Origin of the sequence: Gloeocapsopsis crepidinum LEGE 06123 (assembly GCF_015207655.1) — a bacterium.
Taxonomy (GTDB): Bacteria; Cyanobacteriota; Cyanobacteriia; order Cyanobacteriales; family Chroococcidiopsidaceae; genus Gloeocapsopsis; species Gloeocapsopsis crepidinum.
The window spans coordinates 1-14958 of record NZ_JADEWN010000051.1 but is presented as its reverse complement, the minus strand read 5'-3'; the positions used below and the strand labels follow the sequence as shown (position 1 = coordinate 14958).

The following is a 14958-nucleotide window of genomic DNA, read 5'->3' as shown; positions in this document are numbered from 1 at the left end:
TCAGGGGTACTAACCTGACTATAGCTTATCCTACTGGTTTGCTGAGGCACTGAGCTGTTCAAAGACATTTGCTTTTTCAAGGATGCGTCGCACGGTATCGGTGGGTTGAGCGCCCTGTTGAAGTCTTTTTACTATTCCAGGAACATCCAACTTTGTTTCATCAGTTCTTGGATTGTAGAATCCCACTTCTTCCAAGGGGCGACCATCACGGCGAGAGCGGCTATTAATGACAACAATCCGGTAACTCGCTTCCCGTTTTTTACCGAATCTCTTTAATCGCAGTTTGATCATGTTAGAAATTAATTACTCCTGTTCCTAGAAATAAGCTATCGATTGACATTTTATGATTAGCTGAATAAATTATAATACCACTTACTATCCTTCAGCTTCAAGCAGATAGCTGAGCAGACTTGTTTAAAGTTAAAGCAAAATCTTTACCTCGCTCCTTGGCGAAGCAGAATTGTTTATGATTTGATAAGAAGGTATGAAGTTTTGTAAAATAAATTGACTGCACTTTTTAAATCAGCCGATAACGTAAAAATCTCAACTGCCTGGCACTGCTTGACCCCACTGTGGCAAGGTGGAGAGGAAGCTGTACAGCAAGGCTTACCACATACTCAGTTAGCACCTGCTTGGCAACTACTATTGTTGGGCGATGGTTCTCCAACAAGACACCTGCAATTGTTAACAGGGGAACCGACAGAAGTCGATGTGATCGATATGTCTGCAGTTGGGATGGACTTGGATGGCGCACCGACGCAAATTCAAGCTGTGCCTGGACCTCGTTTGCGACGTCAAGTATGGCTGCGGACTGCTTCAGGACAAAGACTGGCGTATGCAACTTCTTGGTGGGAAGCAAGTCATGTAGATGAGTATTTACAGAACCGCAATCTACCAATCTGGGCTAGCTTAACTCGTCTACGTACTGAGTTGTATCGAGATGTCCAAGGACTTTACTACGGTCACTCAAAAGCTTTGGAGTCAGCTTTTTCTGAGTCAGGACCTTTTTGGGGTCGTCATTACTTATTTTGGCATCACGGACAGCCGCTAACGCTTATTTACGAGGTTTTCTCACCTTACCTGACAAAATATCTCGGAGCAACGCATTTAGATGGTGGCGATGACTAAAAGAACCGCTTAATGAGTGAAGTTGTAGCTAATCAGACTAAGATCGCGGAGTTGTCTAGTTGTTAAAACTAATCATGCAGCGTGCGCTTGTCACACTTTGTTTCTCTAGCTTCGGATGTTAGTCTATGGGCTTAAGAGGTCTAACAAAATAGCAATTTATGCTTTGAGGATTTGAGCTAAGTGCCACACACCTTCCTGAATCGCCTCTGAGTTGAGATCGGTACATCCCAACAAAAACTTTCCATTGCCATATTCAGCATTCATGTAGCAAGAACGAGCACTAATTAACTCCACACCCTTCTGTTCTGCTTGAGCGATAATCTCTTCATCGTTCTGATCAGTATGAAATTTTACAAGCGCATTCATCCCAGCATTCTCGCCGATAATTGTCACTCGATTTCCTAGATGTTGAGTTAAAGCTTGCACGAGCGTTCTCCGACGCTGTGCATACAGGATTCGCATGCGTCGAATATGGCTTTCCAAATGTCCTTCGTTGATGAAATCGGCTAAAGCGTGTTGCTCTAATAAGGGAGATTGGCGATCAACCAACCATTTCGCACGAGCGACTACCGAAATGAGTTGCTGCGGTATAACTAGATACCCCATTCGCAGTGAGGGAAACATGACTTTGGAAAAAGTGCCTATATAAATTACCGAGTCACTGTTTGTTAGCCCTTGCAGCGCAGGAATTGGGCGTTCGTCATAACGAAACTCACTATCGTAGTCGTCTTCTAGAATAATGGTACCTGTTTGTTGTGCCCAGGCTAAAAGCGCCAATCGTCTAGGCAACGACAACACTGCTCCTGTGGGAAACTGATGAGAAGGAGTGACATAAACTAACTTAACAGGCGTTGTCAGGGCTGAAAGTTGTTCCATGACCAATCCTGAGCGATCCACAGGAACAGCTAATAACTCTGCACCTTGTACTTGGAAGATGTACCGCGCCTCAGTGTAGCCAGGATCTTCCATGACAACGCGATCGCCTCGATTCAAAAATAGCCGAGCGATCAGATCTAAAGCTTGCTGAGAACCATTCACGATCGCTACTTGACTGGGTTCGCAACGCACTGCACGCGATTGAGTTAGATAGCGCGCGATCGCCTCTCGCAATGGTTTGTATCCCAACGGATCGGCAGGATAATCGAGTATGGCTGTGCTAGAGCAACAGGCGCGAGACAACAACCGCCGCCAGATTTGGATCGGAAATTCATCAAAGGCAGGTCTGCCATAGCAACTGAAATTGATCAGCGGTTTTTGTCCAGGTGGGGGTGGCAAATTCACTGTTGCCAAGGCTGCGCCATAGGTAGATAACTCAATACAAGATGGAGATGCGGGTGAAATTGGGGGCGAGGTTGCTTGCAGTAGTGCATCAGGTAGCTGACAAGCCACAAAGGTTCCAGAAGCAGGAATCGTTTGTAGATAACCTTCGCTGAGCAATTGATCGTAGCTGAATAAAACGGTTGCTCGTGAGAGGCCTAATGTCTTTGCCAACGCACGAGTTGAGGGCATCCGCTGTCCAGACTCTAACCGACCTGACAAAATCGCTTGGCGTATTTCTTCGTAAAGCTGTTTGTGTAATGGAATTGTCGAAGTCGTCTCCAGCTTGAGTGCGAGATCCATCATGAGTTGGCAAAACTGGTACGGAATAAAGTTATAAAACTGGTACTTGTGACATACCAGAATTCCTATTACTTTAACAAAAGAGTGAGTAATTAAACTCAGTTACTTCTAAATCTCGACCTACAACTGAGTGCGATCGCATCAGCTAATTCTGAGGGATATCTGATGAAACTGCTATTAGATGAAATAGATACCGCGATCGGGACGGTTTTATTAGTTGCCGATCAACAAGCACTCTGTGCCTTAGAATACGCCGATCAGCAAACGCAACTGATGCAGCGACTCACAAGACGCTTTGGGCAATTGCAACTGCAACGAGCCAAAAATCCGCATGGCTTCACAAACTTACTTGCAGCCTATTTTGTAGGAGATTACCAGGCGATCAATCGCATCCCTGTCAATCTTGGGGGAACACCCTTTCAACAACAGGTTTGGTCAGCACTCCGAGATATCTCTATAGGAAACACCATATCTTATGGAGAACTCGCAGCGAAATTCGGAAAACCAACGGCTGCCCGCGCGGTAGGAATGACAAATGCAATTAATCCTGTTGCGATCGTCGTGCCTTGTCATCGGGTGATTGGTGCAAATGCAACATTAGTGGGATATGGAGGCGGAATAGAACGCAAACAATGGCTACTAAGACATGAAGGAGTTAACCTGCTAGCAACTCAACGCATTTGACGAAAATCTTGAATTCAAATTTGTTTTCACTCTAAACGCTGTAATCAATCAGACTGCTCTACACGCATTCGATGGTACATCCATTGTTGCTGAATTTGTCGTGTTGTTTTTTTGAAAATTTATCATGACTTCAATTTCAGTTTCTCCAGTTCGAGCCGAAATCAGAGCATTTCTGAAACTCGCTGTTCCTCTAGTGAGTGCCCAAGTTGCTCAATCGGCTACAGGGTTTGTCGATACTGTAATGATGGGGCATTTAGGATGGAAAGTTTTAGCCGCAGGAGGATTAGCCTCGTTCACCTTTCAAGTTTTTCTAAATATTCTCAGCGGTGTTGTGATGGGAGTCAGTCCACTCGTTGCTGAAGCCTATAGCGCAGGAAGGAAAACTCGGATTGAGCAGGTTACGCAACAAGGATTGTGGCTAACAGTCGGGTTATCAATTTCAACCATGTGGATAATAGCCCATATGGATATTTTGATGCTGCGACTTGGGCAAATTCCTGAAACCGTTACATTAGCGAGTAGTTATCTCCATGTCATGCTTTGGGGATTGTTCCCTGCGGTTGGCTTTGCCATGCTCAGAGGAGTTGTCTCTGGATTGTCGCAAGCTCGTCCTATCATGTTTATTGTGATTGGGGGAACGCTCTTTAATATAGTAGGCAACTACGTTTTGGGTTTTGGTAAATTTGGCTTTCCGCGTATGGAGTTAGCAGGGTTGGCATTAGCTAGCACTCTATCGTGGTGGGGAATGTTTTTGGTGTTGGTTGTTTACTTGTTTAAACACCCACAGCTAAGAATCTACCGCTTGTTTCAGAAGTGGTATCAGCTTCGATTGAAGTTATTACGGGAACTGATCGTCGTTGGTGTACCGATTGGGGTTTCCATCGCCTTCGAGTATGGTTTGGTATTGGTAATGACGTATCTTATGGGAATCTTGGGAACCGATATTCTGGCGGCGCATCAAATTGCGTTGCAAACGGGAATGATTGTGTTTATGATTCCGCTAGGAATGTCGTTTGCCACTACGGCGCGTGTTGGTCAGTGGTTGGGGTGGCAAAACCTTGAAGGTATAAGACGGGCGGGATTTGTGAGTTCTGGCATTGTCATAGGGGCGACAACAGTGGTTGCGATCGCCCTACTAACCTTTCGTCAGCAAGTCGTCGGGTTGTATGTAGACATTAGTAATCCTGAGAATGCACAGTTGCTAAAACTTGTTATTCCTATGCTGAGTGTTGTTGCAGTTGGTCACGTTTTTGATGGACTACAAAAGACAGCGCTAGGGGCACTGTATGGGCTTCAAGATACTCGCATTCCCGTCCTGCTTGGTATTCTGTCTTTTATGGGAATTGGACTGGTCAGTGGCTATGTTTTAGGCTTTGCTGTTGGCTTAGGCGGTGTCGGACTGTGGGTGGGTTATTACCTTGGCAGTTTAATGGCAGCCACCGTCTATGTTTGGCGCTTTGGCAACCTAATTTCTAGGAAAATTGGAACTGACTAATTTAATTTGTTGAGACTGAGATTCTAATTAAGAACGTGTTGGCTTTAGTGAATGATACACTCTCAAAAACTGGTTGACTTCAATTACGAGATTGCAACTACTGCACTCAAACAGTCTGATGAGATATTAGCAACAATCATTGAGCGAGTTGGCGATTGTACTTTAGCGCAAGAACAACAGACAGGCGATTTGTTATTTAGCTTGTGCGAAGCGATCATTTATCAGCAACTTTCTGTCAAAGCAGCGTCAATTATTCACCAACGTTTTCTTGAATTATATTCGGAACTATCCGCACAGAGTATTCTTGAAACTTCTGATGAAACTCTCAGAAAAGCAGGAATTTCTCGTCCTAAAATTGTCTACCTCAAAGGACTGGCACAAAAAATTCTTGACGGATTACCGACACTAAATGACTTAGAAACAATGGATGATGAATCTATTATTCAGACGTTAACTCAAGTTAAAGGTATTGGTCGTTGGACAGTAGAAATGGTATTGATTTTTCGCCTGCATCGCTGGGATGTACTGCCTGCGGACGATTTAGGAATTCGAGCAGCAATTTATAAAGCATACAGCCTACCAGATTTACCACATAAGAAAACTGTAAATCAGCTTGGGCAGATTTGGCAGCCTTACCGTACAGTTGCATCCTGGTATCTGTGGCAAAGTTTAAAACTAAAAGCATAAATTACAGAGATTTACTACAAATATTGAGATGGAATATTTGTACCTGCTTGGTGTTATGATTCCTTCGTTCATGTAGCTGTGGTTTCTAAGCGCTAAGCTTTTTTGCTGATACATTTAATAGGAAGGGCTGCGGATCTATCTAAAATCAGCAGCCACATTTAGTAAGTTAAACGACAACTTTTTCGAGCATGAGTTTGGAACGCTTTACGAGTTCAGGAACAGGGATTGGGTAGTCACCATTGAAGCAAGCAGTACAGAAGGTATTTGTATCTTCTTGAGTTACTTTAAGCATTCCTTCTTGACTGAGATACGCTAGAGAGTCTACTTCAATTTGTGCTGCAATTTCTGCAACAGATTTAGTTGCGGCAATCAATTGGTCTTGGCTATCCGTGTCAATGCCGTAGAAACATGGGTGAGTGACTGGCGGCGAAGAGACGCGCATATGTACTTCAGTAGCCCCTGCATCGCGTAGTGTGCGGACAAGTTTACGGCTTGTTGTCCCGCGAACAATAGAGTCGTCCACGATGACAATTTTTTTGCCTGCGAGGACATCTTTGAGGGGATTGAGTTTCATCCGCAGACCTGATTCGCGCATTGTCTGTGTTGGTTGAATGAATGTGCGTCCGACGTAACGATTTTTAATTAACCCCTCGGCATAGGGAATTCCCGATGCTTGCGCAAAACCAATCGCTGCAGGAATACCCGAATCTGGGACACCAATAACAATATCCGCCTCAACCGGAGATTCTTGTGCGAGTTGGCGTCCGAGGCGGAGGCGGTAGGTATACAAACTCTCACTGTGCATCACGCTATCAGGTCGTGCAAAGTAGATCATCTCAAAGATACACAGCTTGCGTTGTGGCTGTTGTGCCCAATGAAACGAGGCGAGTCCTGCTTCGGTAATCCAGACTAGCTCTCCTGGTTCAACATCGCGAAGATAGTCAGCACCAATAATGTCTAAACCACAAGTTTCAGAGGCTAGTACGTAGCGTTGAGGATTATCAGCCAGAGTACCAATTACTAAAGGACGAATTCCGTTCGGATCGCGAACACCCATCACACCTGCTGGAGTGCCAATAACCAGGCTAAACGCGCCTTGACAGCGTTGAAAAGCTGCGATCGCTCCTTCTAACCATGCTTTACCACTATCGACTTCATCGGCGATCGCCAACGCAACTAATTCTGAGTCTGTAGTAGTAACTAAGTTACAATGCGCTTTTTGTAATTCTTCACGCAGTTGTACCGTATTGACTAAGTTGCCGTTATGTGCTAGAGCAAGTGAACCTAAGCGAGTGGCGACGACAGCAGGTTGGGCGTTAACAACACGACTGGAACCTGTCGTGGAATAGCGGGTATGACCTACAGCAATATCACCAGGTAATTCTTGCAGAATCGATTCGTTAAAAACTTGGGAGACTAATCCCATTTCTTTGTGCAAGTAGACTTTTTCCCTGGCAAAGGTAGCAATACCTGCTGATTCTTGACCGCGATGCTGTAGCGCATACAAACCAAAGTAAGTTAATTTTGCAACATCTTCCCCTGGTGCATAAATACCAAAAACGCCACAGGCTTCTTCAGGTTTATCAGGACGCGCTATGCTGTCAACGTCTACTGCTTCGGCATCAGGCAATAAATGGGAATGGTTGGGAATCATGCTGCTGCTTTGCTCCTGAGCGGGGTGTTGATTCAGTAAAGTTGGTCTCTAGCTGAAATTTCAGAATGTTTAACCGAGCTTAATAAATCGTTAACTATTCCTCTTACCACAGTAGCGTAAGAACGCTCATTGTAGAAGAGGTCAGGGGTCGGCGGTCAGGGTTATTTTTGAAACCTTCTGAGACTCGCGCATTGACTAAAGTCCTACTTGATCTAGACATCTAGACGTCTAGGAATCGCATTGCAGTAGCGATCGCGCATCAGTTCGATTGTAACTTCGATTAATAGCTGATCGGACGTAGAAATCCGTAAGAACGTGTCGGATTCGACCAAACCAACTTTTTGCCAGTTCGACGGTAAATGCTGTTGTAAATAAGATTCCCATTGCGTTTGTTGTTCTGGAGAGACAGAAACAAGAACTCTAGCGCCACCTTCGCCAAAAAGTAGTTCATCCCAGCGCAATTGAGTGTTTAGTGTTAGTGTAATGTTTGCGCCTAAGTTACTGCTAAGACAAGCTTCAGCCAAGGCGATCGCAATTCCACCCTCCGCACAATCATGTGCCGAATTTATCCGACCTTGAGAAACGCCTTGACGACAAACCGCTTGTACCTGACGTTCTAAATCAAAATCAACTTGCGGCGGTAATCCCGCAACTGTGTTGTGAATTGTGGCAAGATACTCGGAACCGCCTAAAGTAATTTGCGATTTTAGCGATGAGCCAAGAAGATAAATGATATCTCCTGCATTTTTCCAGCCTTGAGTGCAAATCTTCGTTAAATCAGGAATCAAGCCCACCATTCCCACTACAGGTGTCGGATAAATGGGTTGCGGGTTGCCATAGGAGTCGAGTGTTTCATTGTAAAGTGATACATTACCACCCGTAACAGGTGTTTGAAATTCTCGGCAAGCGTCTGCTAAACCACGACAAGCTTCCGCTAGTTGCCAATAGCCTATAGGTTTTTCTGGACTACCAAAATTCAAATTATCTGTTACTGCTAAAGGTTCTGCACCGACACAGCTAAGATTTCGCGCTGCTTCAGCGACAACGGCTTTTGCTCCTTCATAGGGATTTAGATAAACATAACGCGGGTTACAATCAACGGTTGCGGCAACTGCTGAATTTGAAGGCGCAGATTGTTCTTGAGAACGCAAGCGGACAACCGCCGCATCGGCGCCACCAGGAAGCATTACAGTATTATTTTGGACTTGATGATCGTACTGGCGATATACCCAGCGTTTTGAGGCGATCGTGGGCGTATCTAATAATGTAAGTAAAATCTCATTCCAAGTATAAAAACTGCCTTGGATTTCAATCCCAGATGCATTACATAGCGGCAGGCGATCGCTTGTCCATTCCCAAGCTTTACGGGCATATTCGGGTGGTTCGCTGAGTAATTCGCGGTGGTAAATCGGTGTATTTTCGGCTAAAGCTGTCGCGGGAATTTCTGCGGCAATTCTACCTTGAAATAAAATGCGCACGATTGGCTCGTTAATTACTTTACCAGCCACAACTGCGTGGAGTCCCCAACGGTGAAAAATATCAATTAGTTCTTGTTCTCTGCCTTTTTCTGCAACAAATAGCATTCTCTCTTGCGATTCGGAAAGCAGGTATTCATAGGGAACCATCCCCGTTTCGCGTACCGGAATTTCATTTAAGTCAAGTTCAATTCCTACTCCTCCTTTAGCAGCCATTTCCGATGTTGAACAGGTAATACCAGCTGCACCCATATCCTGCGCTGCTACAACTGCACCTGTCTTAAAAGCTTCCAAGCAAGCTTCAATTAAAGATTTCTCCAAAAAAGGATCGCCGACTTGCACTGCGGGACGATCTTTTTCAGATTCATCGCTGAGTTCTGCACTCGCAAAACTTGCACCACCCATGCCATCGCGTCCTGTGGTAGAACCAACATAAAGAACAGGATTTCCTAAGCCTGCAGCCCCAGATTTAACAATCTCCTCAGTTTCCATTAATCCTAATGCCATGACATTAACTAAGGGATTACCTGAGTAAGCCGGATCAAAATAAACTTCGCCGCCCACAGTAGGAACACCAACGCAATTGCCATAGTGACTAATCCCAGCAACGACGCCTGTAAATAAACGTCGTGTTTTGGCATCTTCTAGAGAACCAAAGCGGAGTGAGTTGAGTAATGCGATCGGACGCGCCCCCATCGTAAAAATATCGCGGAGAATACCTCCAACACCTGTCGCAGCCCCTTGAAAGGGTTCAACGGCTGAAGGGTGATTGTGCGATTCAATTTTGAAAGCAAGTTGCAGTCCGTTGCCTAAATCCACCACACCAGCATTTTCTCCAGGTCCAACCAAAATACGTGAACCTGTTGTGGGAAACTGTTTGAGGAGGGGGCGTGAATTTTTATAGCAGCAATGTTCTGACCACATAACGCCAAACATGCCTAATTCAGCTTTGTTTGGATGGCGTCCTAGCCGCCGCACAATTTCTTCGTATTCTTCAGGTTTTAAGCCTTCATTTGCGATTTCTTCAAGAGAAAAAGGTGCAGAAGAGAGGACGGACATAACTTAAATTAGAAACGCAATAAAGAATTATTTTATCGATATTGAGCGAATGCCTTCACGGAAGTTTTAACTTAGATTTGATTATTCGGTATCCAAATTTTGGAGAATGACATTAGCTCTAGGTATAAATCCATCTCCGTATTCTACTGGATAATGTGTAACGACATAGAACGCATTGCCTTGGGCTTCTCCAAGAAATACAGTACCTGTGATATTCTTTTCTGGTTGGTAAAAAATAATTTCTTCTTTAGCCCAGGGGTACGTGACTTCTTGTACAACCTCAATAATTCGCCAGCCATTTGAGGCAAATAAACCGCTTTCTCCTTCAACCCATTGTCTCAACTGGTCAATTGTATTAGCGTAGCTTGGAAAGAAGAATTGAATGTAAGCTGCTTCATTTTTTGTACCGCCAAAATTGGTATAGAACCAAACTGCTGTGCCTTCGCCAGAGGCAACCGATTCAGGGATGAAATCTTGGGCTGGGAAGTAGGTTGTAAAGCAAGGATTGCTGTATAGTTCCAAAAAAATAGTTGTTTTTTCTCCTTCAATATTGATACTGGCTGTCTTCGTTACTGGTTTTTGGATGCCTGTAGATTGAGAAACTTGATTTAAATTTCTTGTATTTATATCAGAATTACAATTGTTTGTATTTTTATTAATAGGAAAAGAACAAGCTGTTGCACTTAATAAAGATATACTAATTACTAAGTAAATAAGCTGATATAATGCCATTTTTTTAATTGAAAAACTGTTATAAATAATTAGGTTAATTCACTAGCTTTATATTTCACATAAAGTAGGCGATCGCCTACTTTAGTATCGCTTTACCTGTCTTAACTTCAGAAATAAACTTAATTTTAAATATAAACTATATAAGTTATGCTTTTACCACCTTTAGATGAAAAAATAGTTCTTCTGATTTAATTCATTTTATTCTAAATCCAAATGATCATCCCTGATTGATAAAACCTTTACTTAGAAAGATTCATGAAAGGATACAAATGCCCTAATTTTACTCTTTTGACCACCCAGAAAACCCTGAATATAAATTGCGTATCAATGAAAAAACCGTGATTATACTGGAGATTATGCAAGAACTTAAGAATTACAATCAACTCAGTTAACGCGATTCCTCTCCTGCTTCTAGATACACCGCCAGTTATCCTGCACTGGCGGATTTTTCAATATTAACTAGGTGCACTAATTTTGAAGTGATTGTTGCTAGTTGAGCTGGGTAATAGGGTGAGAACAGCTTGTATCATCAAATCTATTATAAGGAGCTGAACTTATCTTGTGTTAGCAACTGATATTCAATTTGAATCACAATTTTCGGTTATAAGTATCAAAACAGGTAAGCTTGACTTAGTGAGGGCAATAGACTAATAGTAAAGTGAATGCAATCGTGCTTCAAAATATTCTGATAGCCGCGTCTGAGTAATTTTTAGTGAATGCCACAATCTTGATACTTGCTGTCTTAATTTTTGCGGCAGCAGTGTTGTATTCTTCGGTCGGTCATGCAGGTTCGTCAGGTTATCTGACAATTATGGCATTAATGGGTATCGCTCCAGAGGTGATGAAACCGACTGCTTTGACGCTGAATATTTTAGTTGCAGTTATTGCTACTGTGAAATTTTATCGCGCGGGATATTTTTCTTGGTCGTTATTTTTACCGTTAGCGATCGCTTCTATACCATGCTCTTTTATTGGGGGGTATCTAACGTTACCTACTGCTTTCTACAATCCAATTACAGGTAGTGCTTTGCTTGTTGCGGCGTACAAACTTTTTCGCACTCATCACACAATTGCCGTAACACATCAAGCGATTCCACTATTTGCTGCACTTTCGTCAGGCGCAGCGATCGGTTTCTTATCAGGAGTGACTGGTATCGGTGGAGGTATCTTTCTATCCCCTCTACTTCTACTGATGGGTTGGGCAAATCCGCAGCAATCTGCGGGAGTGTCTGCAGCATTTATCCTAGTCAACTCAACTGCAGGGTTGCTCGGACATCTTTCGCACGTAGCACTATTACCTAAAGCAATTGTGTTTTGGGCACCATCTGCAATTCTTGGTGGTTTGATTGGCGCTGAGTATGGCAGCAAGCACAAAAATGCAAATTTACAAAGGCTGCTATCAATTTTATTAGTTGTCGCTGGACTAAAACTTCTCTTTTCGTGGTGAAGTTGCTATCTCCCACTCTAGGTGCTCTACTCCTACAATACGCTACCAAAAATAAAAACTAGACTAGAGAAAGCAGCATATTCAAGTATTTATGAACTTACGAATTTTAGCAACAACGGTATTTTTATCTACTGCTAGTCTCATTACTCCTGTTAAAGCCCAAACACCCGCAACTGAATCGCCAACGACACCGACAACAAATCCAGTCGCCAACGCTTGTATTCAAAACCAAGCAGAAACCTTACCTGTACCTTTTAGCGATGTTTCGCCTGATCACTGGGCTTTTAAAGCTGTCATGACAATGTATTATTGTGGTGCCTTCCGTCAGGCTGCACCACCGTCTTTGTTTCAGCAATCAACACCAACACAAAGTCAGCAGTCTAACCCCACAGAAAGCACCATCGAGTTTACCGCACCAGTCGCACCTAATAGTTAGGCAGCAGCCAGTTCGTCAGACACGTCTGCGGGTGCAGCATCTTGTACAAGTGAAGGCATTTGCCCAGTACGTTGTAGAAAACCACTAACCATTGCTAATAAAGCGTTAACTTTACGGGTTCGCCACTCATCAACGAGTTGTTGTACTTCAATAACTGACATTTTACGGGTCATTGCTTCGTATAAATATGCGGCATGACCTGTTTCATCTTGGGCAATGCTGAGCATTCCTTTTTTGAGGTTTCGCGCAGTTGCGTCATCTTCTGGTAGCACATTTGCCATCCGCGCAAAGTCTTTACTCGCGTCTAGCTCTAAGATATAGGTGCTAGCCATGAAAACTTTCCAGTCAATATTATCTGGCTTTAGCTGTTCGGGAGAATACCCTTCAAAGTAAGCTGCGAAAAAAGGACTACGCCGCTTATTTGGCTTGTCATCAGACGGTTTGGAAAGGTTTTTGAAGTCAATAACTTGTTTGTCGAGTTGTTTTAAGGCATGAGCAAAAATATGACCGTGTCTTGTTTCATCTGCGGCGTGTTTCTTCAGTTTTTCTGCTAACCAAGAATCGCCCTCAGCGGCTGCTCGTTTACTCAGTGCTTCTAAAAACGGAACTGAACCTGATTCTGCAAGTTGAAACCCAGCAAGAACATTGGGGCGTGTTAAGGGATCGCGAATTTGCTGCGCTGCGACAAACGCTGCAGCACTTGAGCCAGCTAAGTGTAGAACGTGTGTGAGAAAGTTCATGAGCTACTTGTGCTGTGTAAGGAGATTACATCTTTGATCCTAGTCGCTAATTTTTGATTAGGGTTGCAAGATGTGATACATCAGAAATTTATATTTGGCAGTATTTTGAATGTTATGCAAAATTAAGAACAATCTGGAACAACTTTCTACCGCAGAACATTATGAAACCAAGTCATTTAATTACCCTTGTCTCGGTTGCGGCGATCGTAGGTACTACTTTCGTTACTTCTAGTCCGGCTCAAGCATGTCCCTTTAGCTCTAAGCTTTCGGCTAATTCTGTAAATCAGTCATCACCAAGTATCAATCCGACAACAACAAATAATTCCAACTTAGCAGGATTCACTCTACTCTCAGGCTTACTTGCAGTAGGTGGTATCTATCTGTCACGCCGTTCGCGTCAATCCGATCCTGTTATTGATCGCGCTGAGTACGAAGCACTAGAAATGATTGATACTCCAGCAGTTGAACAAGTAGTAGAAGAACGCGAGTTAGTCGGTAGCCGCAAGTAAGGAAAGCTGGGGAAGATGGGAAGCAGAGGGAAATTAGGAGTTATGAGTTAAAAAAACTCAAAATTCAAAACTCAAAACTAATCACTCGTCCCTCGCCCCTCACTCCTTACCCCTCATATTTGCTAATATCGCACGGGTGACAATTTTGTTTTGAGTTTGTGAAACGACTTGTGCGATCGCTTCTTCTGATCTACGCGATTATTATTTTATTCGGGTTAAGTGGGTGTCAATTTCTGATTCCACGCGAACAATACACTGTACAAAAAGTCAGTGATGGCGACACGATTACTGTGACTGATACCAAAGGAGCTAAAATTCACGTCCGCTTCGCGTGTGTTGATGCTCCAGAAATCCCGCATTCTAATCAAGAAAAATACACGAAAAATAAGATTGCGCGTAATCAATTCAACTGGGGTATCAAAGCGCAACAGCGTGTACAGCAACTGATCGATCAGGAAGGCGATCGCGTTACTTTAAAGATTACGGATAGCGATCGCTATGGTCGCCAAATTGGTGAAGTGCGTCTTAGTAATGGAACTTTGATTCAAGAAGTTTTGGCACGTGAAGGACTCGCACTCGTTTACCGTCCCTATCTTAAAAATTGTCCGAGTGCTACTGCTGTTGAACAAGCAGAAGCTAAAGCTAAAAGTCAACGCACAGGTGTATGGAGTGATGCGCGTTTTGTCGAGCCTTGGCAGTACCGTAGCCGAAAATGAAGGAAGTAGAAATTGTTGCGCTAAATGGCATCCACCTCATTTTGATGCACTCGCTCTAACGTGGTATGGAATGTATTGATATCAGCAATTAAACTGGTAGATTGAAGGGCTGCAAGCGAAGTTGTCCGATTCTGCTCTGAGAATGAATAACAGGCATCGCTAATTAACACTGGGACATATCCTAAATCTGCGGCATGACGCACCGTTGGTTCAATGCCGAATTCGAGAACGGCTCCAATGATCGCGATCGCTTCAATTCGAGCATCCCGCAGCGCTAGATCCAGATACGATCCAACAAATGCTGACATTGTTAGTTTGTCAAACGCGACTTCTGACGGTAGCGGTGCTAAATCTGGAACGACAGCATGAGCAGCAGAATCAGGTAAAAAATTGGGCTGAACTTCTGCAACCGTTGTCACGCGCTGGAGTGCCATTGCTCCCTTGATACTAAACCGCGTTCTAAAGAACAATTCTCAGATGAGGGAAGTAGGTCATGGAAGACAGCTTTGCAGGAGCTAGCATTAACTCCTGCAAGCCTTGGCAAAGGACATCTGTAACAGCATCAAGTGAGTCGAA

Annotated in this window: 15 protein-coding genes; 8 read left to right on the top strand and 7 right to left on the bottom strand. The window is 43.7% G+C overall.

Features of this window, described 5'->3' with window-relative positions; genetic code table 11:
• Positions 1–30: 30 nt before the first annotated feature.
• Positions 31–291 (bottom strand): 30S ribosomal protein S16, encoded by a 261-nt coding sequence (gene rpsP, locus IQ230_RS18370; RefSeq protein WP_193933717.1) that lies wholly within the window; start codon positions 289–291, stop codon positions 31–33.
• A 213-nt stretch (positions 292–504) separates the two neighbouring features.
• On the opposite strand from rpsP, the gene IQ230_RS18365 reads away from it, so the two are divergent.
• A complete protein-coding gene (locus tag IQ230_RS18365; protein ID WP_193933716.1) occupies positions 505–1128 on the top strand; it encodes a chorismate lyase in 624 nt (207 codons plus the stop codon).
• 156 nt (positions 1129–1284) lie between these two features.
• Here the strand turns inward: IQ230_RS18365 and pdxR are convergent, their stop codons facing one another.
• Positions 1285–2751: a MocR-like pyridoxine biosynthesis transcription factor PdxR gene (gene pdxR / locus IQ230_RS18360; protein WP_228055112.1), complete on the bottom strand. Its 1467-nt coding sequence runs from the start codon at positions 2749–2751 to the stop codon at positions 1285–1287.
• A 162-nt stretch (positions 2752–2913) separates the two neighbouring features.
• Here pdxR and IQ230_RS18355 point away from each other — a divergent pair, with 162 nt between their 5' ends.
• The 3 genes from IQ230_RS18355 (at position 2914) to IQ230_RS18345 (ending at position 5614) form a co-directional block, all read left to right on the top strand.
• The gene (locus IQ230_RS18355; RefSeq protein ID WP_193933715.1) at positions 2914–3432 is read left to right on the top strand and encodes a methylated-DNA--[protein]-cysteine S-methyltransferase; all 519 of its coding nucleotides are present in this window, start codon (positions 2914–2916) and stop codon (positions 3430–3432) included.
• A gap of 124 nt (positions 3433–3556) precedes the next feature.
• Entirely contained in the window at positions 3557–4927 is a 1371-nt protein-coding gene (locus IQ230_RS18350) for an MATE family efflux transporter (protein WP_193933714.1), read from the top strand.
• A 51-nt stretch (positions 4928–4978) separates the two neighbouring features.
• Positions 4979–5614, top strand: a complete 636-nt coding sequence (locus IQ230_RS18345; RefSeq protein ID WP_193933713.1) for a DNA-3-methyladenine glycosylase family protein — start codon at positions 4979–4981, stop codon at positions 5612–5614.
• A gap of 166 nt (positions 5615–5780) precedes the next feature.
• Here the strand turns inward: IQ230_RS18345 and purF are convergent, their stop codons facing one another.
• The 3 genes from purF to IQ230_RS18330 all read right to left on the bottom strand — a co-directional run bounded on the left by purF (position 5781) and on the right by IQ230_RS18330 (position 10534).
• Positions 5781–7268: an amidophosphoribosyltransferase gene (gene purF / locus IQ230_RS18340; protein ID WP_193933712.1), complete on the bottom strand. Its 1488-nt coding sequence runs from the start codon at positions 7266–7268 to the stop codon at positions 5781–5783.
• A gap of 212 nt (positions 7269–7480) precedes the next feature.
• A complete protein-coding gene (gene purL, locus IQ230_RS18335; protein WP_193933711.1) occupies positions 7481–9802 on the bottom strand; it encodes a phosphoribosylformylglycinamidine synthase subunit PurL in 2322 nt (773 codons plus the stop codon).
• A gap of 81 nt (positions 9803–9883) precedes the next feature.
• Positions 9884–10534 (bottom strand): hypothetical protein, encoded by a 651-nt coding sequence (locus IQ230_RS18330; RefSeq protein ID WP_193933710.1) that lies wholly within the window; start codon positions 10532–10534, stop codon positions 9884–9886.
• Positions 10535–11246: 712 nt separating this feature from the next.
• Here IQ230_RS18330 and IQ230_RS18325 point away from each other — a divergent pair.
• Positions 11247–11981 (top strand): sulfite exporter TauE/SafE family protein, encoded by a 735-nt coding sequence (locus tag IQ230_RS18325; RefSeq protein WP_193933709.1) that lies wholly within the window; start codon positions 11247–11249, stop codon positions 11979–11981.
• A 91-nt stretch (positions 11982–12072) separates the two neighbouring features.
• Entirely contained in the window at positions 12073–12417 is a 345-nt protein-coding gene (locus tag IQ230_RS18320) for an S-layer protein (RefSeq protein WP_193933708.1), read from the top strand.
• On the opposite strand, the gene IQ230_RS18315 is transcribed toward IQ230_RS18320, so the two are convergent.
• A complete protein-coding gene (locus IQ230_RS18315) occupies positions 12414–13157 on the bottom strand; it encodes a ferritin-like domain-containing protein (RefSeq protein WP_193933707.1) in 744 nt (247 codons plus the stop codon). The two genes, IQ230_RS18320 and IQ230_RS18315, sit on opposite strands and share 4 nt — an antisense overlap.
• Before the next feature lie 161 nt (positions 13158–13318).
• On the opposite strand from IQ230_RS18315, the gene IQ230_RS18310 reads away from it, so the two are divergent.
• Together IQ230_RS18310 and IQ230_RS18305 are read left to right on the top strand one after the other, a co-directional pair.
• On the top strand, positions 13319–13666 hold the full coding sequence (locus tag IQ230_RS18310) for a hypothetical protein (protein ID WP_193933706.1): 348 nt from the start codon (positions 13319–13321) through the stop codon (positions 13664–13666).
• A gap of 158 nt (positions 13667–13824) precedes the next feature.
• Positions 13825–14382, top strand: coding sequence for a thermonuclease family protein (locus IQ230_RS18305; protein ID WP_322742469.1), 558 nt, complete (start codon positions 13825–13827; stop codon positions 14380–14382).
• 20 nt (positions 14383–14402) lie between these two features.
• Here the strand turns inward: IQ230_RS18305 and IQ230_RS18300 are convergent, their stop codons facing one another.
• On the bottom strand, positions 14403–14816 hold the full coding sequence (locus tag IQ230_RS18300; protein ID WP_228055111.1) for a cysteine hydrolase family protein: 414 nt from the start codon (positions 14814–14816) through the stop codon (positions 14403–14405).
• Between the last annotated feature and the right edge of the window lie 142 nt (positions 14817–14958).